The organism is Pseudomonas sp. NFACC37-1 (assembly GCF_900101575.1).
In the GTDB taxonomy this organism is placed as follows: Bacteria; Pseudomonadota; Gammaproteobacteria; order Pseudomonadales; family Pseudomonadaceae; genus Aquipseudomonas; species Aquipseudomonas fluorescens_AA.
The window spans coordinates 126,870-150,160 of sequence record NZ_FMUZ01000009.1 but is presented as its reverse complement, the minus strand read 5'-3'; the positions used below and the strand labels follow the sequence as shown (position 1 = coordinate 150,160).

At 56.3% G+C, this 23,291-nt stretch carries 13 protein-coding genes; 7 read left to right on the top strand and 6 right to left on the bottom strand.

Annotation, left to right across the window (positions count from 1 at the left end; genetic code table 11):
• Window position 1: 1 nt before the first annotated feature.
• The 3 genes from BLP82_RS13050 to BLP82_RS13040 all read left to right on the top strand — a co-directional run bounded on the left by BLP82_RS13050 (window position 2) and on the right by BLP82_RS13040 (window position 5,729).
• Entirely contained in the window at window positions 2-280 is a 279-nt protein-coding gene (locus BLP82_RS13050; protein ID WP_092168349.1) for a hypothetical protein, read from the top strand.
• An 82-nt stretch (window positions 281-362) separates the two neighbouring features.
• Window positions 363-4,760: an RHS repeat-associated core domain-containing protein gene (locus BLP82_RS13045; RefSeq protein WP_256576595.1), complete on the top strand. Its 4,398-nt coding sequence runs from the start codon at window positions 363-365 to the stop codon at window positions 4,758-4,760.
• A gap of 6 nt (window positions 4,761-4,766) precedes the next feature.
• On the top strand, window positions 4,767-5,729 hold the full coding sequence (locus BLP82_RS13040; RefSeq protein ID WP_256576594.1) for a hypothetical protein: 963 nt from the start codon (window positions 4,767-4,769) through the stop codon (window positions 5,727-5,729).
• Window positions 5,730-5,928: 199 nt separating this feature from the next.
• Here BLP82_RS13040 and BLP82_RS13035 read toward each other — a convergent pair whose 3' ends face one another.
• Window positions 5,929-7,101 carry a hypothetical protein gene (locus BLP82_RS13035; protein WP_092168346.1) on the bottom strand — a complete coding sequence of 391 codons (1,173 nt, stop codon included), beginning with the start codon at window positions 7,099-7,101 and terminating at the stop codon, window positions 5,929-5,931.
• Between the two features lie 1,812 nt (window positions 7,102-8,913).
• Here BLP82_RS13035 and BLP82_RS13025 point away from each other — a divergent pair.
• Entirely contained in the window at window positions 8,914-9,273 is a 360-nt protein-coding gene (locus BLP82_RS13025; RefSeq protein WP_092168415.1) for a DUF6124 family protein, read from the top strand.
• Window positions 9,274-9,806: 533 nt separating this feature from the next.
• Here BLP82_RS13025 and BLP82_RS13020 read toward each other — a convergent pair.
• The 4 genes from BLP82_RS13020 to BLP82_RS13010 form a co-directional block, all read right to left on the bottom strand.
• The gene (locus tag BLP82_RS13020) at window positions 9,807-11,681 is read right to left on the bottom strand and encodes an AAA family ATPase (RefSeq protein ID WP_092168341.1); all 1,875 of its coding nucleotides are present in this window, start codon (window positions 11,679-11,681) and stop codon (window positions 9,807-9,809) included.
• 297 nt (window positions 11,682-11,978) lie between these two features.
• Window positions 11,979-12,692 carry a hypothetical protein gene (locus BLP82_RS13015; protein ID WP_092168337.1) on the bottom strand — a complete coding sequence of 238 codons (714 nt, stop codon included), beginning with the start codon at window positions 12,690-12,692 and terminating at the stop codon, window positions 11,979-11,981.
• A 16-nt stretch (window positions 12,693-12,708) separates the two neighbouring features.
• Window positions 12,709-13,068 carry a hypothetical protein gene (locus BLP82_RS30470; RefSeq protein WP_139197849.1) on the bottom strand — a complete coding sequence of 120 codons (360 nt, stop codon included), beginning with the start codon at window positions 13,066-13,068 and terminating at the stop codon, window positions 12,709-12,711.
• 77 nt (window positions 13,069-13,145) lie between these two features.
• A complete protein-coding gene (locus BLP82_RS13010; protein WP_218189417.1) occupies window positions 13,146-14,162 on the bottom strand; it encodes an ATP-binding protein in 1,017 nt (338 codons plus the stop codon).
• Window positions 14,163-14,627: 465 nt separating this feature from the next.
• On the opposite strand from BLP82_RS13010, the gene BLP82_RS13005 reads away from it, so the two are divergent.
• The 3 genes from BLP82_RS13005 to BLP82_RS12995 all read left to right on the top strand — a co-directional run bounded on the left by BLP82_RS13005 (window position 14,628) and on the right by BLP82_RS12995 (window position 21,617).
• Window positions 14,628-15,659 carry a histone deacetylase family protein gene (locus BLP82_RS13005; protein ID WP_092168334.1) on the top strand — a complete coding sequence of 344 codons (1,032 nt, stop codon included), beginning with the start codon at window positions 14,628-14,630 and terminating at the stop codon, window positions 15,657-15,659.
• An 11-nt stretch (window positions 15,660-15,670) separates the two neighbouring features.
• Window positions 15,671-16,771, top strand: coding sequence for a polyamine ABC transporter substrate-binding protein (locus BLP82_RS13000; RefSeq protein WP_092168331.1), 1,101 nt, complete (start codon window positions 15,671-15,673; stop codon window positions 16,769-16,771).
• Window positions 16,772-17,003: 232 nt separating this feature from the next.
• Window positions 17,004-21,617 (top strand): dermonecrotic toxin domain-containing protein, encoded by a 4,614-nt coding sequence (locus tag BLP82_RS12995; RefSeq protein WP_092168328.1) that lies wholly within the window; start codon window positions 17,004-17,006, stop codon window positions 21,615-21,617.
• Between the two features lie 35 nt (window positions 21,618-21,652).
• Here BLP82_RS12995 and BLP82_RS12990 read toward each other — a convergent pair whose 3' ends face one another.
• Window positions 21,653-23,200 (bottom strand): MocR-like pyridoxine biosynthesis transcription factor PdxR, encoded by a 1,548-nt coding sequence (locus BLP82_RS12990; RefSeq protein ID WP_092168325.1) that lies wholly within the window; start codon window positions 23,198-23,200, stop codon window positions 21,653-21,655.
• Window positions 23,201-23,291: the final 91 nt, after the last annotated feature.

Sequence of the window (23,291 nt, the reverse complement as noted above, 5' to 3'; positions counted from 1 at the left end):
AATGGGACTGGAAGACGAATACGTCGGCGATGCCGATTGGCAGCATTTCGTGCGGTTGTACGAAGAGGACTACCTCGACGACAACGCCCGCGCGCTGGCCAAGGCCATGGATGACAACCTCGACATGGCCGTGGTGCTCTACGGCAAAAGGGGGCTCAAGGAAGGCTTATGGTGGCTGGAACAGACCGTGCCCGCCCTGGGTAACAAACGCCCGGCCGATTGCCTCAAGACCCCAAAACTGATCAAGCGCCTGAGAATGGCCCTGATGAGCATGCCCTAACCCACAAGGACTGATGCAATGGAAGGCATCCAACTGCTTGAACACACGCTCCCCAGCCACCCTACCCGCCTGAGCAACCTGCATGTCTGACGCGCTCTGGGCCGCCCGCCTGGGCGATGCACTCAACCACACCTCGATGATGGCCGACATCCTGGGCGGCGTATTGGAGGTGGCGGCCAACATCGCGATCACCGCCCTGGCGACCGCTGCCGTGGTCGCGGCCACGGGCATCACCGTGGTCACCGGCGGCCTGGGCTGCTTCGTCCTGGGCCTGGTGGTGGGCACCATCGTCGGCCTGGCCATGAGCAAGACCGGGGCCGACAAAGGCCTGAGCGATTTATGCGAGGGCATCGGCAACGCCTTCTTTCCGCCCACGGTGCAGGCCAACATCCTCACCGGCTCCAAGGACACCTTCACCAACAACATCCCCTCGGCCCGGGCCGCCGGCGCGGTGGTTTCCCATGTCGCACCGGCCGGCACCGAACTGGAAATGCCCGAGCCGGAAGAAGAACCCAGTTACCTGGACATGGCCGGGAATTTCTTCTCGCAGATGTGGCGCCCCACTGTCGCCTCGCCCGCCCCCGGTACGGAGACCCGACCGGAAGACCTGGTGATCTGCACCAAGCACCCGCCCATGCCACCGCAGTTCATGGCCGAAGGTTCGGAGAAGGTCACCATCAACGGCCAGCCCGCCGTGCGCAGTGGCGACCGCAGCACCTGCGATGCGACGGTGGTGTCGGCCGGGCTGATTTCGCCCAACGTGACCATTGGCGGCGGTTCGGTGGTGGTACGCGAGATCCGCAGCGGCAAGACCCCGGGCGTAGGCCTGGCAGTCACCGCACTGCTGATGCTCAAGGGCGGCAAGGGCAAGTTCTTCAGCAAACTGCCGTGCATGCTGGTGGGCGGCGCGGTGTCCATGGCCGCCAGCAGCGCGGCGAACGCGGCCGCCAATGCCGCCATGGGTTCGTCGAACCCGGTGCATGCCGCCACCGGGGCCAAAGTGCTGGGCGCTGACGAGGACCTGGATTTCGTCTTGCCCGGCATCCTGCCGATTGACTGGCAGCGCGTCTACAACAGCCGCGACGAACGCCGCGACAGTTTGTTCGGCGCTGGCTGGAGCGTCGCCTACGAAGTGCAGGTGGAAATCCTGCCTCACCCCGAAGGCGGTGAAACCCTGGTCTACACCGACGAACAGGGCCGGCCCATCGACATGGGCTCCATCCCGTTGGGCGGCGCGGTGTTCAGCGCCGGCGAAGGCCTGGCCGTGCGCCGCCACGTGAACGGGCAATTGCTGATCGAAAGCGAAGACGGCCTGTACCGTTTGTTCGAACCTTCACCCGCCAACCCCTCACACCTGCGCCTGAGCCAACTGGGCGACCGCAACGACAACCGCATCCACCTCGACTACGACGACGCCGGACGCCTGGTGCGGCTGCGCGACACCTTCGACCTGGTGCGCGTCGAGCTGATCCGCGCAGGCGAACGCGTCACCCAAATCGAACGCCTCTACCCCGACCAAACGCGGGAGGTGCTGGTCAGCTACGCCTACGACGCGGCCAACACCCTCGCCGAAGTGCGCGACGCCAGCGGCCAGGTGCAACGGCGCTTCCGCTACGACGCCGGGCAACGGATGGTCGAGCACCAGTTGCCCACCGGCCTGCACTGCTTCTATGAATGGGCCCTGATCGACGACCAGGAATGGCGCGTGGTCCGCCACTGGACCGACGAAGGCGACGCCTACCAGTTCGACTATGACCTCAAGGCCGGCATCACCCGCATCAGCGACAGCCTGCAACGCGTCAGCACCCGGCAGTGGAACAGCCAACACCAGATCACCCACTACACCGACAACCTCGGCCAGACCTGGCTGTTCGAATGGAACGACGAACGCCAGTTGCTCAGCGCCACCGATCCACAAGGCGGCCAGTACCAATTCAACTACGACGACGCTGGCAACCTGATCAGCGAAACCGACCCGTTGGGCCGCAGCGAATCCACCCTCTGGCTCGAACACTGGGCCCTGCCGCTGGTGGACACCAACCCCGCCGGCCACAGCTGGAAGTACCGTTACGATCAACGCGGCAACTGCACAGCGCAAATCGACCCGCTGGGCCACGTCACCCGCTACCGCCACGACGCCCACGGCCAGGTCGTGGAAATCATCGACGCCACCGGCAAAAGCAAAAAACTGCGCTGGAACCCGTTCGGCCAATTGGTGGAACACGTCGATTGCTCGGGTTACCCGACGCGCTTCAGCTACGACGCCCGCGGTTACCTGCAGACCATCACCGACGCCCTCGGCGAGCGCACCCAATTCAGCTACGACGCCCAGGGGCGTCTGCTCGGCAGCCAGTTGCCGGACGGCCGCACCGAGCGTTACCAGCGCGACACCGCCGGCCAGCTCACCGGCTACACCGACCCGGCCGGGCACACCACGCTCTACCAACACAACCGCCGCGGCCAGGTCCGCCAACGCACCGACGCCCAGGGCCGGCAGGTGCAGTTTGTCTACGACAGCTTCGGCCGGCTGCAAGCACTGACCAACGAGAATGGTGAAAGCTACCGGTTTGCCTGGGATGCTGGGGATCGGTTGGCCGAACAGCGCAACCTTGATGGCAGCGCCAAAGGCTACACGTACGACGCCCTCAACAACGTAAAGCGAGTCGAAACCGTCGCCGCGTCGCGAGGTGCTCATCAGCCCAGTGAAAAGCCCCTTGTTCATCAGTTAGAACGTGATGCCATTGGCCGGCTGACAACCCGCATCACACCGGATGGACAGTCGCGGTACAGCTATAGCCCGTTGAATCAGTTAATCGAAGCCACGGTTGTCGATAACGACGGCAACGAACAACGACTGGGCTTTGCTTATGACGCTCTGGGTTATCTGATTGAGGAGCAGAGCTCAGCAGGTGTTCTGAAGCATCACTACGATGAACTCGGCAACCTGATCCAGACCCACCTACCCGATGGCCGTTGGGTCAACCGTCTGTACTACGGCAGTGGTCATCTGCACCAAATCAACCTCGACGGCCACGTCATCAGCGACTTCGAACGCGATCGGCTGCATCGAGAGGTGCTGCGCACCCAAGGCCAAATCAGCACACGGAGTGAGTACGACCGTAGCGGGCGCTTACGCAGCCGCCAACGTCGGCATACCCGCCAACCGGCGTTGATCCCTGCCACCGATCAGACCCATTTCGAGTTTGATCCTGGTGACCACCTGGTGGGGCGTCTTGAGCGGCTGCCAACAGGTCAACAGCGCCAATTGCTGCACTACGATGTGACGGGCCGGATCCTGGCAAGCCAGGGCACTCGGCAAGGCCAGAATGAAACATTTTCCTTCGATGCCGCCGCCAATCTCCTCGACAGTTCACCGGGTACAGGTGGGCGGGTTACGCACAACCAACTCAAGCGCTATCAGGATAAGCACTATCGCTACGATGGCTTTGGCCGAATGATTGAAAAGCGCAGCAGCCGGCATGGCCTGCAGCGTTTCAGCTACGACTCGGACCATCGGCTGGTTGAAGTTCGAACGCACAAGTCCGACGGTGAAAGCATCGTCAGGATGCGCTACGACCCGTTGGGCCGAAGGATCGAGAAAACCGAACACGATGACGACGGACGTCTAATCGCCTGCACGCGTTTCGACTGGGATGGCCTGCAACTACTCAAGGAACATAAAAATAGCCTGACCAGCCTGTACCTCTACATCGGCGACAGTCACGAGCCCTTGGCCCGCGTCGACGGCATCGATGAACATCAACGCATCCGCTATTACCACAACGACCCCAATGGTTTGCCACAAGCCTTGACGGAAAGTGACGGCCATCCGCTATGGCACGCTCACTACCAAGTATGGGGCAACACCACTGATGAAGTCCGTGAACCGTACTACATCGAAGAACAGAACCTGCGGTTTCAGGGGCAGTACCTGGACCGGGAAACGGGCCTGCACTACAACACCTTCCGCTTCTATGATCCCGACATAGGCCGCTTTACCACGCCCGACCCGTTGGGCCTGGCGGCAAGCCTGAATCTCTATCGCTACGCACCGAATCCATTTACCTGGATCGACCCGCTGGGGCTCAAAGAGAATGAGATTATCCGGTACATGGGCGAAAGCGAAACCGTCTCGTCCAAGGCTGCCAACGGAGGCAAAGGTGGCCTGGTTCCGAATATCCGAGGAGAGAAAGCGGTGTGGGTCAACCAGGACAGTAACCCTGGATTCAACCCAGGCAATGAGAAGTATCGGGTAGTGGCCACCGTCAATAACGAAGGTGTGAGCATGCTCAATAATCACAAGGACATCTCTACCGTTGACTATAAAGAGACGGGCCTGAAAGATGGCGTGCTGTCCAAGACGAATGAGCCCAAGGCCAGAGGCATCGGTTTCCGATTATTGGATAAATTCAATAAAACCATTACGTCATTTCGTGTCGAGAAAAAAGGCCCGAACGGAAAATGGAAGACCTGCGGATAACGCCAGATGGACATATTCGATCTTCTCTCCTACAAGCTTGAAAACTTCCTGAACGTCCGGCCGTATCCGAAGGCGTTGGGTGCTGTTTTTTACGAAGAAGACGAGCCTGCGCTGCTGACCGCTGTCGCCAGAAAACGCAATGGCGCGCCCTTCAGCGTTAGCCGCTGGCATGATTTGTTTTCCGTCAGCGCTTTCGAAAAAGCCATGTTGAAGAACGGCTTCACGGAACCCGACTGCTACGCCCTGCTGCTGGTCCTGTCGCGTTTTGGCTACCTGCTTGAAATCGACAACCGTCAACGAACCAACAAGCAGTACTTTATTTTCTTCTACCTGATCCAACTGATCAGCTTGAAGAACAGCGCCCTGGATGCGGACGCGCACCTGAGGAACTACATGCTCAGGTTCCTGCTTTTCGAATTGAGCATTGATGACGAGGCTTATCGCCGGTTCAGCATCGAAGGCGATCAACTGATGATGGCGACCGACGGGCTGGGGCCCGTGGCTTTTCTGGAGGTGATTGATCGGGTCTACAAAACGATCAAGGCCGACAGCAGGAAAGAGCATGAACTGCTCAGGACGTTGAAAACCTTTCAAACAAGCACCGTCAGATTACTCACCGAGCCCGACGAGACTCATTACCGCTTCGCGATCAATGATCGCCACAGCGAGCTTATGTACCCCGATGTATTTCTGCTCACGTACGCTCAGGACCCGAAAAAAATATTCGATGCGTTGATCGATGCGGTCAATCCGCTTCAGTCAACGGCAAACCTGTTCGTCTCCAATATGGTTGTGATGAATTACGCCTTTCACATTCTGAAAGACAAACCTCGCGACGTTCTAAAACTGAAAAAACACGTTCGTGATGAAGCGTTGTTTGGCCAATTGCTGGAAGTGATCATCCGGCGTCGGATGGGGTCGACAAAGCGCTGTTCGAAAAAATTCCCACGGGGCAGGATCTTGCCTTGATCAACGATGAGCACACCTCGTTCTACAACATCTTGTACAGCCACGCAGGTTAAGCACAAATCCCCGTGGCGAGGGAGCTTGCTCCCGCTGGGGTGCAAAGCAGCCCCAAAAAGGCCGGCGCATGTCTCCAGACAAACCGCATCATTGCGCTGGCAGAGCTACGCTCCCGGTGCTCTACCCGTTTTTTACCGCGTCACGATCACTTACGAATCAACAACTGATCTGGGTTAAGCCCTATGGCCCGATACCCAATCGCCATTGGGCGTGGAAAGACTTGGGTCAGCGTTACGCCCGAGCTGGAGACAGATTTCACAGCACCTGTAACCCCCGGCGCATCCGGCAAAAGGGCTTTGGATAGCTTGTCCACCTCGGCCTCGGTTTCGCCAATCTCCCGGGCAAGCTCTTTCAGGGTCGTTTGCTGAGTCTGCGAATTCGACTGGCCCTGGCTATTGCCTGGCGTGGCCGGAGCCTCCTTCAGCATCGACTTCATCTGATCACGCAAACCTGCCAGCTTTTCAAACCGCTCGACCAAAGCCTGAGTGCTAACGGCGAGTTGCGCCGCCTGGCCCGCTGAGCTTGTAACGGAAATATCGATCGCGTTCGCGTAATACACTTCCGAAACCAGCAGCAGCTCCGGTTTCGAGCTATTGCCCTGTTTGTCGACGAAGGTTTGAAGCTTCATCATTCGAGTAACAACGCTTTGTAAGTCGCTAAACCCGTCTTTTGTCTTGAAGCCGTCGCCACCCAAGGCGCTCAGAAGCTCAGAAACGTCTACCCTTATGACCGTGACACTCGGCACCGAGACCGTCATAAGGTACTCATCCTTGCCCACCACACTGCCCTTCGCCCCCACCGTGCCCGCCATCACATTTGCGCCCATTCCCGACTCGACACGTGACCCAAACTGAAAAGCCGGGAATGCCGTGACGCGGTTGACTCTGAAGTCCGCTTCTTTGTAGTCACTGCATTTGAAGTTCGAATAGTTGATAGCCGTCGGCTGCCAAGGCGCTTCAGGCTTCTCCCCTGCCGGCTCCCCGCCCTTGACCGGGTAGCCAGAAATTTGCGGTAGCTCCGGGGCACTGCGAATCGACAAATACAGTTTGCACAGGTCCAACGAACCTACTGGCACGGGGTAATAGGTGTAAAACTCCGAAGGCTTTTCATCAGACCGACTTTTTCCGGGGTAGGTTGGAACCAGCAGCAAATTTCCTGGATACAAGCTTTCCTGCAACGGATAGACCGCTCGAACACCCAGGTTCGCCACGCTCTCCGACCAGGTCTTGAGCATCGTGCCCGACTCCGGTCTGGAAGCACTGCACCCTCCGATAAGCGCCAGAGCGGGGAAAAGAGAGATGAAAATCTTGAAGTCCATACGCCTCCGTGGGACATGAAGAAATAGCATGTCGCCATCACTGGTATAGCCGTCAATGATTAAAACTCAAGCACCTGCTGGTCTTTCCTGCTGTTCGAACGGGGGCCAGTTCCTTTGCCATAGATCGAGTCCCGCAAAAGGGAGAGTGGATTCACTGCTGGCGAACCGGGTGCTCGATAACGTCGACCCACGCTAGCCGCCACACCATCAACCTGTGGCGAGGGGATTTATCCCCGCTGGGCTGCGCAGCAGCCCCAAAACGACGGGCGCATCCCTACAGAAAAACCGCTGCGCCACCGAGCGAGAGCAAGCTCCATCGCCCCGAATCCTGGGCACTACGAAGGCTTGTTTATTCTCCCACCCCAACGCCTCCACCAAGCTACGCATCCTTGCGCCATTGCCTACAACTACGCCAGAATCCGCCCGCTTGTGCGCCTTGCCCATGGCTTCTATCGTTTCCCTGCCACTGCCCATCAGTGGTCGGGCTTGGCGGCCCGGTACACGAAAGGCGCAACAGCCCCTCAATAGGATTTGCGATGCCTCTGGCATTGGCACTCCTATGTTATGGCGGGTTGCGCAAGGATCCCTTCGGGGATGCCGGGTTTCTTTCGCTCCGGTCTGCCAACCTTTGATTGACGGTACGCTTAAAGGCGAACAGTCTATCCCTGAGCGCGAAACCAGTTGCCTCCCAGCGGCGACAACTGGCGTAGGAACCCCGTCGATGGTTGGGACATCAGCGTAGGGTGAGACCTCCACCCCCCTGCTTGAGGGTATGAATATCAAGCTTAAAATTCGAGGGCTACTGTCACCAGTAGCCCTTTTCTTTGCCTGCGACAAAAGCGTGTAGCGCTTGTAGCTTGCCATGGCGGTCCCACAAAAGATTGGCGGCAGGCTCCCCATCCTGTGAAGCCAGTCTGAAAACCTGAAGTGTGCAGCGAGTTAAGAAAAAATCCGCAAAACCGGCTCAAATGAAGATTTTCTTGGCGCACTGAAGAAAAATTGCGCCTGGGGCAGTAAATTAAAAGTTTCATCATGAGCTCCGCTGGTACGTGCGGGTCGAGGAGTCCTTCCGAAGACCCCTACCAAAATACAGATTGGCGGCAGCAGAACTTCCTATACGTGCAAGACCTTAGCTCTAATGGCATGTTTAGCTGGGCAGCTAAACATGCCATTAGAGCTAATAATCGATCATTTTTTGATCTATCAAGACTCTGGAACGAGCTAGGATGGGCTTGTAGAACATCAAGGATTTTCACCATACGGTTCCACGCCCGACGTCCAACGATTGCTCAAACTCATTCATTGCTGACGAGCCGAATGCCGGAGAATGTCGCCTCCCCCTAGCCGCAGCACTACAATCCCGCTGCCGGCAAAACCGCCCAAAAAAAGCCGGCTCATTCCTACAGAAAAACCGCTGCGCCACCAAGCGAGAGCACGCTCCCTCGCCCCGAATCCTGGGCATTACGAAGGCTTGTTTATTCTCCCTCCGCAACGCTTCCACCAAGCTACGAATCCTTGCGCCATTGCCTACAACTACGCCAGAATTCGCCCGCTTGTGCGCCTTGCTCATGGGTTCTATCGTTTCCCTGCCACTGCCCATCAGTGGTCGGGTTTAGTAGCCCGGTAGTAGTAGTAACGGTTGCATGAGTCTCATCAGTCAGGCATTGCCTGCACTCGATGGTGGCTGTGCGCATGGCGCCTTCGGGCGCGCCGGGATCCGTTACCTCTACCGGTCTACTAACTTGCGCACAGCTGCCTCCTTTCGTTTAGTAGCGAGATGGTTGCGGCCTACTCATTAGAGGTAACGCAATGATGTTCAAAATTACTCCAAATCCTCCTGAAACTGACTCAACGTCTCCTCATCCAAGTCGAAAAAACAAACAGCACGACGAAACCACCAAACGCGTCTTGGATCACTACCTACTACCCAAACCGGAAAAGTCCGAAGATGCATCCAAACCGGACCAGCTCTTCACCGTGGCAAAAAACGCCGACAACGAATGCCTGCTCGCCAACCTCAGCGAAAACCTGGCATCAGCCGACGCGATGATCAGCAACCTGGCCTTCGACCTGGAAGGCCCCCGCCGCCACATCGCCCTCGGCATCCAGCAACTGATCGAACTGAGTTCATTGCTGGCGAACCGAGTGCTGGATAACGTCGACCCACGCTAATCGCTACACCACTAACCCCTAGCGAGGGAGCTTGCTCCCGCTGGATGGAGAAGCCGCCCCAAAACCGGCTGACGCATCCGAGCGGAAGCAAATTCCTTCGCCACAGAGCGCGTACGCCTGAAGATCAACGTATTACTTACTGCCGCCTTCGCGAGCAAGCTCGCTCCCACATAGGTTGGTGGCGGGTATCCACTCTCTGAATCTCAGCCTGAACATTTTAAGGAGTGTGCTGAAAGTTAAGAAAAAATCAGCAAAACTGGCTCAAATGAAGATTTTTTGGCACGCTGTAAGAAATTCTGGGGCCGGGGAAAAAAATAAGGACTTTCGCTATGAGGCCCACTAGCCGGCATCCAATCACTGCTCGATCTGAGTTCGTTGGCAGCGATTCTCGAAGGTCAGCTATCGACCAATAGCAGTCATTAGTTTGTCTGTAAACCCGCAGCAATTCATTAGTTATATTGACCAAATATCTAAGTTTCGCTGCGGAATCTCAGTCCCTCATGCAAGACAGAAAAACAAATCTCGGAGAGTATTTATTCTAGAGCTATCAACTCTTCAATTTTAGAGAATATTGGCCTGAACGAGCTGAAATCGATGCCTGCACAAAAGTCATTATCTTTTTCTATAAGATCAGCGAACCTTGCCTTGGAGTGCCCCCAGTCGACAGAGCCAATATTTTCGTCAAATATTCTTTTTATATATTCGTCTTGAGCAAGAGGATGTTCCAGCACATAAGGGAGGCGCTCATTTTTTCTGCTTGCAGTCTGTGTAAACGCTACCTCGTTATCAAAATACAAGCACCTACCGTCTTTTTGTTTTTTTAGATCTGCGTCGGAGTAATAAAATTCTATCGATATATTCTGATAAGACGCTCTATTATCGGGAACTGGCAAGCAGAACGCATAAACATTATTTCCGTAAGGTTTCCAAGGCCTTGAGTCTCTTTCAATTTCTTGAACAATAGGGGCTACATCTCGATCAAAGACCCCAATAATTCTGCGGCTCTGCTTTATTTTGGAAAGCTGTTCTAGCAGTAGCTTCAGCTTAGAGTCGCCCCAGTCTCCAGCCACTTCAAAGTATTCTATATCTATGGACTCAAGTTTAAGCTTTCGTTGAGCGGCCTTAAGATGCTGAATATCGGTTTTCCCTTCTGTAATAATTAGGGCACAATTCCCCGTCGATATTTTTGTGTTAAGCTCCTCGTAGAGACTCTTAAATCTGGAATTTTCATTTATCATCATCTGATAAACTTCATCGTATAGTTCATTTTTTGTTGGGTCTTTGGTTAGCCCAAAATTATCCAAATCAATTATCTTAGCTCTACCTGGCGCGACCTCAGCCAAACCAATATTAAGAAATGGCGAGTGAGAACTAACAACAAACTGAATATTAGGAAAAAGATTAAATAGTGCTGGCAGTATTTCTTTCTGCAGCCTAACATGCAAGTGCTTGTCAATTTCGTCAATTAGAACAATTCCGGTGACTTCGCTTAGGGGAATGTTATTTTTTATAATGTCTGCTTGGCGTATAATTTCGCCAAACAGAAATAAAATAGAAGCCTCCCCCGAAGAAAGATTAAAGATGTTTGGGTACAAGCAGTCTGAAGCAGCTCCCGTTTTTATGATTTGTATCCGTGTGCCGCCAAACCCCCTTGGGCCTATGCCAAACCTCAAAGCTCCTACACCTTTGGAATGCAAAGCTAAAGTGAGGAGGGTGTCTAAGTTACTCTTTAATACATGAACGCCACTTTGATCATATTGCATATCCAACACGACATCCATAAGCCAATTCGCGAATTTCCTAACGCCAGTGACAACCTCGATCGGATTGGGTAATTTTCCGTTATACATAGACTCTTTAGTGAAATCTAATTCTATTTTATATGCGTCATTCAAATAGCCAGGTGATTCATACCTATATGCAGGGAAGTAAGTGGCAATATTTAGTCTGAATAAATTATTTGTGATGGCTTTGTCGTTTATTACGGTGGAGAATTTAATAAATCCTTGATCAATCAATCGCTTCGAAAATTTTTCGAAAGGAATTTTGTTATCTGGTAAGGCATAGCTTTCATATGTAGCCTGATCAACGCTGCCCCTGATATCAATGTAATCAAGCTCAACGCCATCCATGTCAAACCGCAGATAAAACATTGAGGGGGCGGCTGTATCTAGACTGTATATTGATGACGAAACTCGATAGAATTTATTTTCGCGCCCTTCAAATTCTCCACCAAAGTGGGGTCTGGCAATTTCATGCAGAGCATCAACTATGTGAGATAGTATGGTAGTTTTTCCCCTGCCATTTACAGCTGTTAAAACTGCTATCTCGTTTTCTTGAAAGTCGATATCTATTTTGTCGAATGGGGCGCGATTTACAAATATGATTTTCTTTATGAACAATTTCATGCTGAGCTCCTTGCTGACTTTATGTTTGGCTTGGCGGATACGTGCTTGGGCGATTACTTCGCGACATCAGGCTCCGTATTGAAGGCACTGGTACCTCAGGAGGTGCTGGCGAGCGTCATGATGCACGGTCGGGTGAGTATTTTCGAGCAGCGTTGAGTGGCTGCTTCTGGCCGAAAGCAGTCCGTCAGAAAAATTCATATTGCTCATCATCGGGCTTTCTGGTGACTAGCTTGAATGGCTCGCCTACCGCATGACTGCAAGACCCAACGCATTCACGTTGGGGAGCCACAACGTTAATTAGACGATTGCATACGCGGCTTCAAAATCGCGGAGAGCTTGGTCCACCTTGTAGCGAAGCATCAGCGACGCGGAAAGCTTCACCATCGCCTCGAACAGGACATGCCCTGATTCAATCTCACACTGACCGACGCAACTCCCTCCATGGCCTCCAGGCTTATAAGCGTAGACAGTGTAGAAAACCCTATCAGGCTCGCGATTCAGTCCCGCCGAAAGATGAGTGACAGAGCTCTCTGTCACAACGAGGTCGGGGAGTGAAAACTCCAATACATCATCGAATGGGATGAACATAGCTGAAGCGGACATTACGAATAGGCTCGCGATATCCAACGCCTCTTCAACATTTTTAAGCTTAGGCGTTGCGTACTCGTGCTCGAGAATATTTCGCATATCGATGACTTTACGCAACAGACTTGGCGTCAATAATCCAAGCGCCCTTAACCGTTCGATCTTCTTCGGCACGTTCCATCGAAGTGAGGGATAGCCGAAAGAGATCAGCAACTGATCAAGCTGAGAGACAATGGCGCGTTTTGCATTGGTCGTGGCATTAACAAGAGCCGCCAAACCGCCCCGTTTAAAATCATCCTCCGCCAAGGTCAAAAATTCGACTGGTGAGGTTTTCAACTCAGTCATTTCGAAACCGCCACCCCCCAACGCTACCCCACATTTGCTCATATCGAATCTATGAGCGAGGCAAAACTCTTTAATATCCATTGACTCGCCCCTATTTTTATTTATACCAAATGATCGGTAGTTGCCTGTCAGTAGATTTCATATTACGCATCATGAGGTTTGCTGCTGACCAGCTCGATTCCGAACCGTTGAATGGCCGCTTTCGCCCCATAGCTGCCGATGACCAAGGCAGGCCGCCATTCACGACAGGCTGTTTTCGACCTAACGCCACCGTTTGCATTCGGCGATTGTTTTGAAGATATTTTGTTCTTTTAACCTGCCTGCGAATTAATAAATAAAAGCGAAACTTTTTCACGTCCCCCCCCAAAAAATCTGAAAGCCCCCTTATTACGAATAAAATGTGAGTATTGTAATTTTCGTCGGTTGCCCCATGCCGAATTATAGATTTTTTAAACATGAAAAACCAATCCAGTGCGTAGCTCGCTAGTTATCAAAGGAAGCCAACAGTGGCTCTTCAATACTTGCAGAGCATCATCAAAAATCTTTCCGAGTCCGCTTGATAATATAGTCCTGCAATGCAGATCCCTGAAGCTTTTTCTTCGAGCCATTTAACCTAACCCAAGTTGCGCCAGACGAATTAAAGTAAAGCAACTCTGATTGAGAACGTGGCACATTAACTTCCAGCACGTAGCCATTGTCAGCATTTAAAACCTTGTGAAAAAACACCCCTATCTGCGTTGGATCTATGGGCGGCTCAATCACATTGATCTTATCGCTGACAGACTTCCTGATGTCATCTTTCATTTTAGGTGTCAACTTCATACTTGTAACTATGCCATCATCATTAATACCCCAGAAAACGCTACCGCCCTGGCTATTAAAGAAGGCTAAAATATACTCATCCACTAAGTTTTGAATTGACTTTACTGGATTACTCCCCTTTACCTCCTTGAACTCTACTGTCAGGTCCTCCTCCCAGCAGAACTTTTTTCCCTCAACAAAATTCAACTCGCGTGCCAGATGCGTATGACTAGATGAGCTTTGGTTGTAAAGCACTCGCTCAGCTTCACGCTGCGCGCGAGCGAAGCCATCCAATCGACTTGAAATTATATTTAATAAATCCCCACTTCTAACGAAAAAATCTAACCCTAATATGGTGTAATTGATTAAAGTTGCGCTGTCGTGCTTATAATATTTTTTTATTGGCGGAAGAATACCTTCGATTAATGACTCTATTTTCAAAAGATATTCATCAAAAGAAAAAGGCTTAATCCAAGCGCCGAGATTCATATAGTCCGCCTGTATCGTTATCGCCATCCCTCTTTCGGAGTTATCGAGGGAAAGAGCCGACAAGGAAGAATGGAAATCCTGAACCCCACCTATATAAAAACTAATGTCAGGCGGTATATCTTCAACTCTAGTTCCGTTCAACTTTGACAAGAAATCGACTCCACTTACTTGAAGCTTGCGATTTCGTGGACTATCCATCAGATAAGCCCCCTTATAAAATAACTCAACCTTTTCGGCTGAGCATTTAAAATCTATAGCCAAAGCTAACTCCATACTATTGATTTTTAGGACGGATAAAACAGACCACAAGACGCTGTACCATTCGAGCAAACGCTATTATGTTACGGACAGGGTGTCTACCGCACACCGTAGCACCAAGGGCTGTTAAGAGTTGTGCCAAAATTATGGCAGATACCCTTCCCCTGAGCAGTCTGATCGTTGCTACTTCTTCCAAACGTTCCAAGCCAGCCTCTTCCGGACAACCGCATTCACCGACCTGCGACGGCTACGCCGTCGAGCGGGAGCAAGCTCCCTCGCCACAAATCACCGCGTCGCCATCGAAGCCGCCCATGCCCCAACCCCGCGCACACCCGCGCCAACAAGGGGCGATTTACGGTCAAACCTTTTGGCCATTTCGATCCCCTTTTGGCCTCTCCTGCCGTTCTCTGAAACGCCCCGCGCCGCAAGACTGTGTTCAAACCGACCAGCCTAGCGGAGAACAAAAAAATGCTGACGATCTACTCAGACGATCACCACCTGCACCATGGGCGCTGCGAGTTGATGGATGGGCAATTGATGCCTTGCTTCGAGATGCCGTCCCGGGCCGATCATGTGTTGGAGCGGGTCAAGGTGCGGGGGCTGGGGCCGGTGGAGGCGCCGCAGGATTTTGGCCTGGGGCCGATCCAGCGCATCCATAGTGCGGCGTACCTGGAATTTTTCAAAGGCGCCTGGGACCGCTGGGCCAAGTACAACCGCGACGGCGATTTGTTGCCCTTCACCTGGCCGGCGCGAACGCTGCGCTCGGTCATCCCCACGAGCCTGCACGGCCAGTTGGGTTATTACAGTTTCGACGGCGGTGCGCCGATTACCGCCGGTACTTGGCAGGCGGCCTACAGCGCCGCGCAAGTGGCCCTCACCGCTCAGGCGGACATCCAGCGCGGGGCGCGCAGTGCCTTTGCGTTGTGCCGCCCACCGGGGCACCACGCCGCCGGCGATTTGATGGGCGGTTATTGCTACCTCAACAACGCCGCCATCGCCGCCCAGGCCTTTCTCGACCAGGGCCATCGGAAGGTCGCGATCCTGGATGTGGATTACCACCACGGCAACGGCACCCAGTCGATTTTCTATGAGCGCAGCGACGTGTTGTTCGCCTCGATCCACGGTCACCCAGAGGCGGAGTTTCCGTTCTTCCTGGGGTATGCCGACGAGCAGGGCGAGGGCGACGGCGAGGGCTTCAATTTCAACTACCCTTTGCCGGCCGGCTCCGGCTGGGACACCTGGAGCGCGGCGCTGGAGCAGGCCTGCGGGCAAATCCGGGGTTACGACGCCGATGTCATCGTCGTGTCCCTGGGTGTCGACACGTTCAAGGACGACCCCATCTCGCAATTCAAGCTCGACAGCCCGGATTACCTGGCGATGGGCAAGCGCATCGCGGCGCTTGGCAAGCCGACGCTGTTCGTGATGGAAGGCGGCTACGCGGTGGCAGAAATCGGCATCAATGCCGTGAACGTTCTTGAAGGTTTCCAAAGCGCCCCATGAGGAATCACAGCATGAACAGACTCAAGCGTTTTATGGCTCCAGCCGTGTGCGCCGCGCTGCTTTGCGGCGCTGCCCAGGCCGAGGAGCGCACCTTGCGCGTCTACAACTGGTTCGACTACATCACGCCCAAGGCCTTGGACGATTTCAAGGCGCAGAACAGCCAGGTCAAGCTGGTCTACGACATCTTCGACACCAACGAGGCCCTGGAGGCCAAGCTGCTGACGGGTAATTCCGGCTATGACGTGGTGGTGCCGTCCAACGTGTTCCTGGCCAAGCAGATCGAGGCCGGGGTGTTCCAGCCCCTGGACCGCAGCAAGCTGCCGAACTGGAACCACCTCGATCCCAAGCTGATGAAGCTGATCGAAGCCAACGACCCGGGCAACAAGTTCGCCGTGCCCTACATGTACGGCACCATCCTGATCGGCTTCAACCCGGACAAGATCAAGGCCGCCCTGGGCGACAACGCGCCAGTGGACAGCTGGGACCTGATCTTCAAGGAAGAGAACATCAGCAAGCTCAAGCAGTGCGGCGTGGCGTTTCTGGATTCGCCGTCGGAGATCCTGCCCCTGGCCTTGCAGCACCTGGGCCTGGACCCCAACAGCAAGAAGCCGGCGGACTACGCCAAGGCCGAAGCGCTGATGATGAAGATTCGCCCGCACATCACCTATTTCCACTCGTCCAAGTACATGGCCGACATCGCCAACGGCGACATTTGCGTGGCCGTGGGTTACTCCGGCAGCTTTTCCCAGGCGGCCAACCGCGCCAAGGAGGCCAAGAACGGCGTGACGGTGGACATGCGCCTGCCCAAGGAAGGCGCGCCGATCTGGTTCGACATGCTCGCCATTCCCAAAGGCGCCGCCAACCCAGGGGACGCCTACGCCTTCATCAACTACTTGCTGCAACCGCAGGTGATCGCGCCGGTCAGTGATTTTGTCGGCTATCCGAACCCGAACAAGGACGCGACCGAGATGGTCGACCCGGCGATCCGCAACAACCCCAACCTGTACCCGACCGAAGCGGCCATGGCCACGCTTTACACCTTGCAACCGTTGCCACGGGATGCCGAACGGGCGCGGACGCGGGCCTGGACGCGGATCAAGTCCGGTCAGTGAGACCGCCAAGATAAACAGAAAACCTGTGGGAGCGAGCTTGCTCGCGAAGACGCCGGCACATTCAACATCACCGGCGCCTGATACACCGCTTTCGCGAGCAAGCTCGCTCCCACAGGCGTTATCCCCGTCCCATACATAGTTACCACCTTCCCCGTTTTGAGCCGCCCTAGCATGGAAAACCCCGAGCGTTTCGCTCCGGGAACGCCATGGATCACAAGACAGGGAGACTCAGATGACATCTACGTCTAACACCAGGCCCAAAGCCGACCCCAAGGAAGCGGTGTACAACCAGTTGCTCGCAGGGCCCACCTATCCAGAGGTCGCGGCCGTGCTCCTGAGCGATGGCCTCAAGAAGCTCTACCCCACGCTCAACCTCGATCCGCACAATACCTTGGTCGGCGAGCCGGCCTGGGACATAGTCGATGACGAAATCGTGCGGCGCCCGACCCGCTACGAAACCCTCAGCGAGATGCTGGCCGGGCTGGTGAACGAAAAAAGCGACCCGCTGCTGCTGATCGAAGGCTTGCACTTCCTCACCCAGCTGCCGCTCACCGAGCCCGAAGTGCATTTGCCGGTGCGCATCGACCAGATCGGGCGCCTGCTCAACGAACTGGTGCCGGCCATGCTGACGGCCTGTCAGGAGCAGCAACTGGCGTATTGGAATGCGCCGCAGGGCGAGTCCGGCCCACTCTGGCATGAACTCTCCAGCACCCTGCGCAAGGCCTGGGACGTCGGGCACGTCAAGGGCTGGACGGCCACTGAATGCGCCATGGCTCGGCAATTGTTCCATTACCCCGACCGCAAGGACCGTAAGGACCACGACCCTTATGACAGCCACGCGTACCTGGTCGACATCGATAACGTCGATGGCCCTGAGGTCAGACGCCTGGGCGACAACTCGCTCGTGGTGCTGATCGGTACGGTCGATAGAAAGGAAGTCATCCTGGCCTACTCGCTCAACAACGGCTATGAGAAGTTCGATTCACGGCAGGCCCTGGGGAAATCTTTGCCGTCCCACTTCGTTCCGGGCAGCTACCGGAAACTCCAATGGCGGCTGTACGAGCCCGACGGCAATATTTTCGATCACAAGGCCTGCGGGGTAATCGCCGAGCAAGTCACGATCCTCGGGACCTTTCCGCAAACATGGCCGACCTCCGAAAACACATTGTCCCCGGCCAACGGCGAAGAGACGGACGACGATGCGCTCGTGGCCTGGTTCCAGAGACAAATGCCCGATTGGTTGCTGGGGGCCTCGCCGACCGACCAGATCCTGTTCGCCCAACACATGAAGAACCTGTCGATCTTGAACCAGGTCCATGCCGGCAAAACCTACCTGGATGAGATTCCTCCCCTCAAGGAATATGCGCTCGGCCTGCTGAAAAAGCAGATGGTCTCGGAACACGCCGACGCCTCGAAGCTCGACCTGGACGCCATCGAGATCGAGGTACGCAGCCCCGTGGTCTGGGGCACCTTCGTGGTGCCCGGCAAGATCGAGACCACCCGGTTCAGCCTTGTCGAGCTCGCCTTGCAAAACCTCATCGCCCTTCCCCTTGGCGACAAGATCGTCAAGTTCGTGGACGACACCGAGTTGCCCGATTGGATGACCGTCGAGTACGTCGAGAGCCTCATCACTCAGGTCGACATCGGCCGTGTCTACCCCGAGCTGATCAAGCACAAGCTGCTCGACGATCCGGCGGAGTCGAGCCGCCGCGAAAAGCTCTACACGTCCCAGTTACGCATCCAGCTCCCGATGCTCGCGCTGGAATGCAAGATCCGTGGCCTGGGTCACTTGGACGATCGAGGCTACCGCTACGTCGCCGCACTGATGCAGCCCGAAGAAGCCAATCGCAAGGTGGATGGAAAAACCATCGTCCTGCGCAAACTGGCCTTCGTGCCCGAGCTACAGCTGGGCGACGCGGAGGATGTCGTGGCCAACATGTTCATCATCGGCCCCGAGGACTCGAGCGCCGGGCCCTGCGTGCTGTATCGCCCCATGATGGAGCCGCAGTTGAGCCAGTACCCGGCGTTCAGCAACCTGTTGTACGCGATCCGGCAAACCCCTTCTTTGCGTCAATCGGTGCTGGCGTGGTTGCCCGATGGGGTGCGCGACGATTACGGCCGGTTTGTCTTTCCCGACGTGCTGCCCTCCCCTTGGAGCATCGTGGCGTTCGTGGCCGCCCCGTTGACTTCATTGGCCAATAGCGGCCCCGTCAGGTTGACCGACAAGACCCTCGGGGCGGATTTTCTGCCGCTGTTGTTCAAGGCCAACGCCGACGCGCTGGTGGAACTGGCTGATCGGCAAGCGGTGTCCAACCGTGAAAATCGCTGGGAAACGTTCAAGCGGACAGGCTGGCTGATTTTCAACCTGGCCTTGCCTTACCTCGGGACCACCGTCGGCACTGCGGCCTGGCTCTGGCAAATCATGGACGACATCGACAAGCTGTCGCAGCGCAACGACGAAGCCAATCGCCCGGTCAAGTGGGAGGCGTTCGCCGATCTGTTGTTGAACATCGCACTGGCGATCATCACCCACGCCATCGACCGCGCCAGGGCCGTCAGGAATTCGAATCGGGCACAGCCATCGAAGGAGGTGCGCGAACTCGAGAGCCTGCCAAAACCCGAACATCAACGGGTGATAGAACAGCTCGAACCGTTGTCGAGCACGGCGCTGCCGACCGAACACTACAAGGCCATCCGTTCCAGTGGCGCCTTGATGGGACGCTCGAGGGAAAGCACCCGGCTCCTGGACGCCTTGAGCATCGACGAACCCGCAGAGCCCGGGCAACTCCAGGCCGAAGGCGCGCTAAAAGGGCTCTACGAACGAAGCGGGAACTGGTACGCAAAAATGGCGGGGAGCTGGTTCAAAGTAAAAGTCGAAGGCGAGTCGGTCTCTATCGTCGACGGGAAAGATCCCTCCCACGAGGGCCCGCCCCTGATGAGCGATGCGCACGGCACATGGCATATCGATACGCGCCTGCGATTACGCGGCAGCGGTTCCAAAGGCGTCCGGCAAAAAGTCATCGCCGACGCGCAGCGGCGCCGGACCGAGCTGCTGGCCTCCCTGAACCGGTTCGAAGAAAAGAAACCGCAGAACCAGAAACTGCTGACCATGCAAGCCAAGGAAATGAACGAGGCTGCGGGGCCGGCCAAGGAAATAAAACGCGACGAATATGTGGACCTGCTGAAAACACAGCGGGAACACTACGAGAAGGCGTTGCGGACATTGATGGAATGGCCACTCTTCCAGTCGCGGCCCGACTACGCTCGCACCCGGCTCGGCTACCTGAACGCGCAGATCGATTTCACCTTCGCCGAAATGGAGGCGCTCCAGGAACGATTCATCCCGGCCTTGAACAAGGCCAAGGGCATGATCACCTCCGGGGTCGAGGTGCTGGAGCAACAGCACATCGACGCGGCCGAGAGCATGATCAGCGTCGGCGACGACATGATCGAACGCCTGGACTACATGGAAACGCGCTTCACCGAGCTGAAGACTGTGGGCTACGAAGGCTTCGAATTTGTCCATCGGCACCGCAAGAAGATGCCGCTCTACACGGGCGCCGACCTTCGTATGATCAAGCTGGATATGTATCGCCATCTCTGCCTGTCGCTGGAAAGCGTCGAGTCGATGCCCGAGGGCTGGGAGGCGGTCAACCAGGTCGTGGATAACGCCACGGTGGCGTTCCAGAGCTTGCGCGACGCGATCGATGAACGAAGTGCGATCCGGCTGGACGAGCGAATCGATGCATTTGGCAGCCTGGCCGAACAGTTCACCGCCATCGATGAACACCTTCAATACCTGGGTAACGAATACAAGGGCAGCGTTCGGCCGTTGCAACTGGCTCGACTGCGCTCGGGGATCGCCACGCTGGAGCAATGGACGCTGCGCCACCTGGGGGCGGCCCTGGATGAACGAAAGGATCGGCGCAGCTCGGGGTTGCCTTATGAGCAACGGCCCAGGCCCAGGAAGAAATTCATCCGGGCGCGTTTTTGGGGCCTGGTCAGTGGCGAGCCGCGCTTGTCCAGGTTGATGGAGGAAACGGACTGGGTCGATGTGAAAAACCCTTTCTCGGGAGAAATCATCGTCACGTTCCACCGCAAGGAAACCGGCGAATGGATCCCCCACGTAAAGCCCGATGCTGCACCGGCTGCCGTCCCGGCATTGAGTATCAGCGTCGCCAAGGGCAACGACCTGATCAATGGCTTGGCGGCGTTCAAGGCGCAGATCGAAGAAACCGCAAAAAAACCCAACCAAACGCCCGCCGGTCTCGGAATGATCCTCAACGCCCACGCCGGCAGAATGGAGAAAATCAGCGCGGCAATCAAAAAAGCACTCGACCAGGCGCAAGGCGTGGCCTCCAACGAAACGTTCGAACTGCCGGCAGAGCAACGGCGCGCGGCCGAAACCTTGCGCGGGCAACTCGAAAGGGAATCGAGCGCCCTTTACATCCTGGGCTTCGACACGGTCTTGAATCTCATCAAGCAACGCCCGCCGACCATGAGCAGCATCCTGTGGCTCAAGAGCCGGAACCAGATTTCCATCAGCAAACAAAAGAGCCGTCAACGCATCAAGACCCCACCCTACGGCTATCTCGACCGCTACGAGATCAAGGACGTGAAAACCAATAAAACCCTCTGGTTCGCGGATTTCCGTTACTCGAAAAGCTGGGTTCCCGCCTACGCATTTCTTTCTGCACGCTTGAAAACCATCGAGCAAGCCGGTCAAGAAGCCCTCGACGTCGAAGACACCCAGTCCCTCACCCAGCATCAACTGGTCGACCATTACCGCAGCGAAATTGCCGTGGATCAGGCCAAGGAAGTGTTCTTTCATAAAGCCCGCTCATGAACCAAGGCCGGGGCATTTGCCGATGCTCCGGTCCCTTAAAGTGCCCAGGTTTTTTCCAGGCTCGCCAGTGCGGCAGCGATCGCCGCGGGCGGCACGGCCGCGAAGCCCAACACCAGCCCGGCCCGCACCTGTGTCGAGGCCGTGGTCGGCAACCAATAGCTGCTCAAACCATTGACTTCGACCCCCGCCGCCGTCGCCTGGGCAATCAGTTCGCGCTCCCGGGCGAGGCTGTCCACCGGCACCGTGACATGCAGCCCTGCCACGACGGTCGGCAAGGTGCCAACCCCTGGAATGTCTTTGGGCCAACCCGCCAGCAGCGCGTCTCGTCGGACCAGCGCGGCCCGCCGCATGCGCCGGATGTGCCGCTGGAAATGCCCGGCGGCCATGAACTCGGCCATTACCGCCTGGGTGCTGACTTCGGAATGGCGCACGTCCACGGCACGACGCCGGGCGAAGGCGTTGACCAGGCCCGGCGGCAGCACCAGGTAGCCCAGGCGCAAGGCCGGGAACGCCACTTTGCCGAACGTACCGACGTAGAGCACCCTCCCCTGGCGATCCAATGCCGCCAAGGGCGCCAGGGGCGCGCCGCTGTAGCGGTACTCGCCATCGTAGTCGTCCTCGACGATCCAGCCCTTGTTGCGCTCGGCCCAGGCCAGCAGTTCCAGGCGCCGGGGCAGGCTCATGACCACCCCGGTCGGGTATTGATGAGACGGGGTGACGTAGGCCAGCCGGCAATGGCTCAACCCACCGAGCGCCGTGCAATCCAGGCCCTCATCATCGACCGGCACGCCTCTGACGTCGGCACCGGCGACGGCGAACGCATGCCCGGCCGCGCGATAGCCGGGATTTTCCACCGCCACGACGTCGCCCGGGTCCACCAGCAGCTGTGCACAAAGGCTGATGCCCTGCTGTGCGCCACTGGTGATCACAATTTGTTCAGCCGTGCAGTGCAGCCCCCGGGAGCTGCGCAGGTAAGCGGCGATCAGCCCGCGCAAGCGCGCATCCCCTTGGGGGTCGCCATAACACAGCTGCTGCAGATCCGGCTTGCGCCAGAAAGCCGCGTTCAGCTTGGCCCAGACGTCGAAAGGGAACAGATCGAAAGCCGGCACACCGACCCTGAATGCTCGCGGCGGGCCACTGGGCGGCTGGGGTAAATGGTGGTTTTCGACCCGATTCAACCCATCGCTGTGGATAACTTTACTGGATGAAACCACAGGCAAATCCAGCCAATCTGTGGATAAGGCTGTGGGTAAGCCTGTTGAAAACCCTGTGGATACTTTTGTGGATATGTTTTTCAGCGGCAGGGTCGTCGAGGACAGTTTCGCCACATAGGTGCCGTCCCCTACCCGCCCTTCGATGAAGCCCTCGGCGTAGAGCTGGTCGTAGGCCCGCACCACGCTGTTGCGCGAGATCGACAAGGCCGCCGCCAGGTCACGGCTGGCCGGCAGGCGCGTGCCGCTGGCCAGGCGTCCGTCCAGCACCCGGGTGCGCAGCGCCTGGTAAAGCTGGCGGCTGAGCCCCTGGCGGCGGTCCAGTTCGATGCCGGCGGGGTTGAACGACAGTGGCGGCACGACGTTGTGCATGGCAGCCCTCACGAATGGACCTATCGAATTGGCCGGAAGTGGCTCTTACAACAGACCAATAGCCTGCCTAGGATGCTCGCATTCGCCAAGG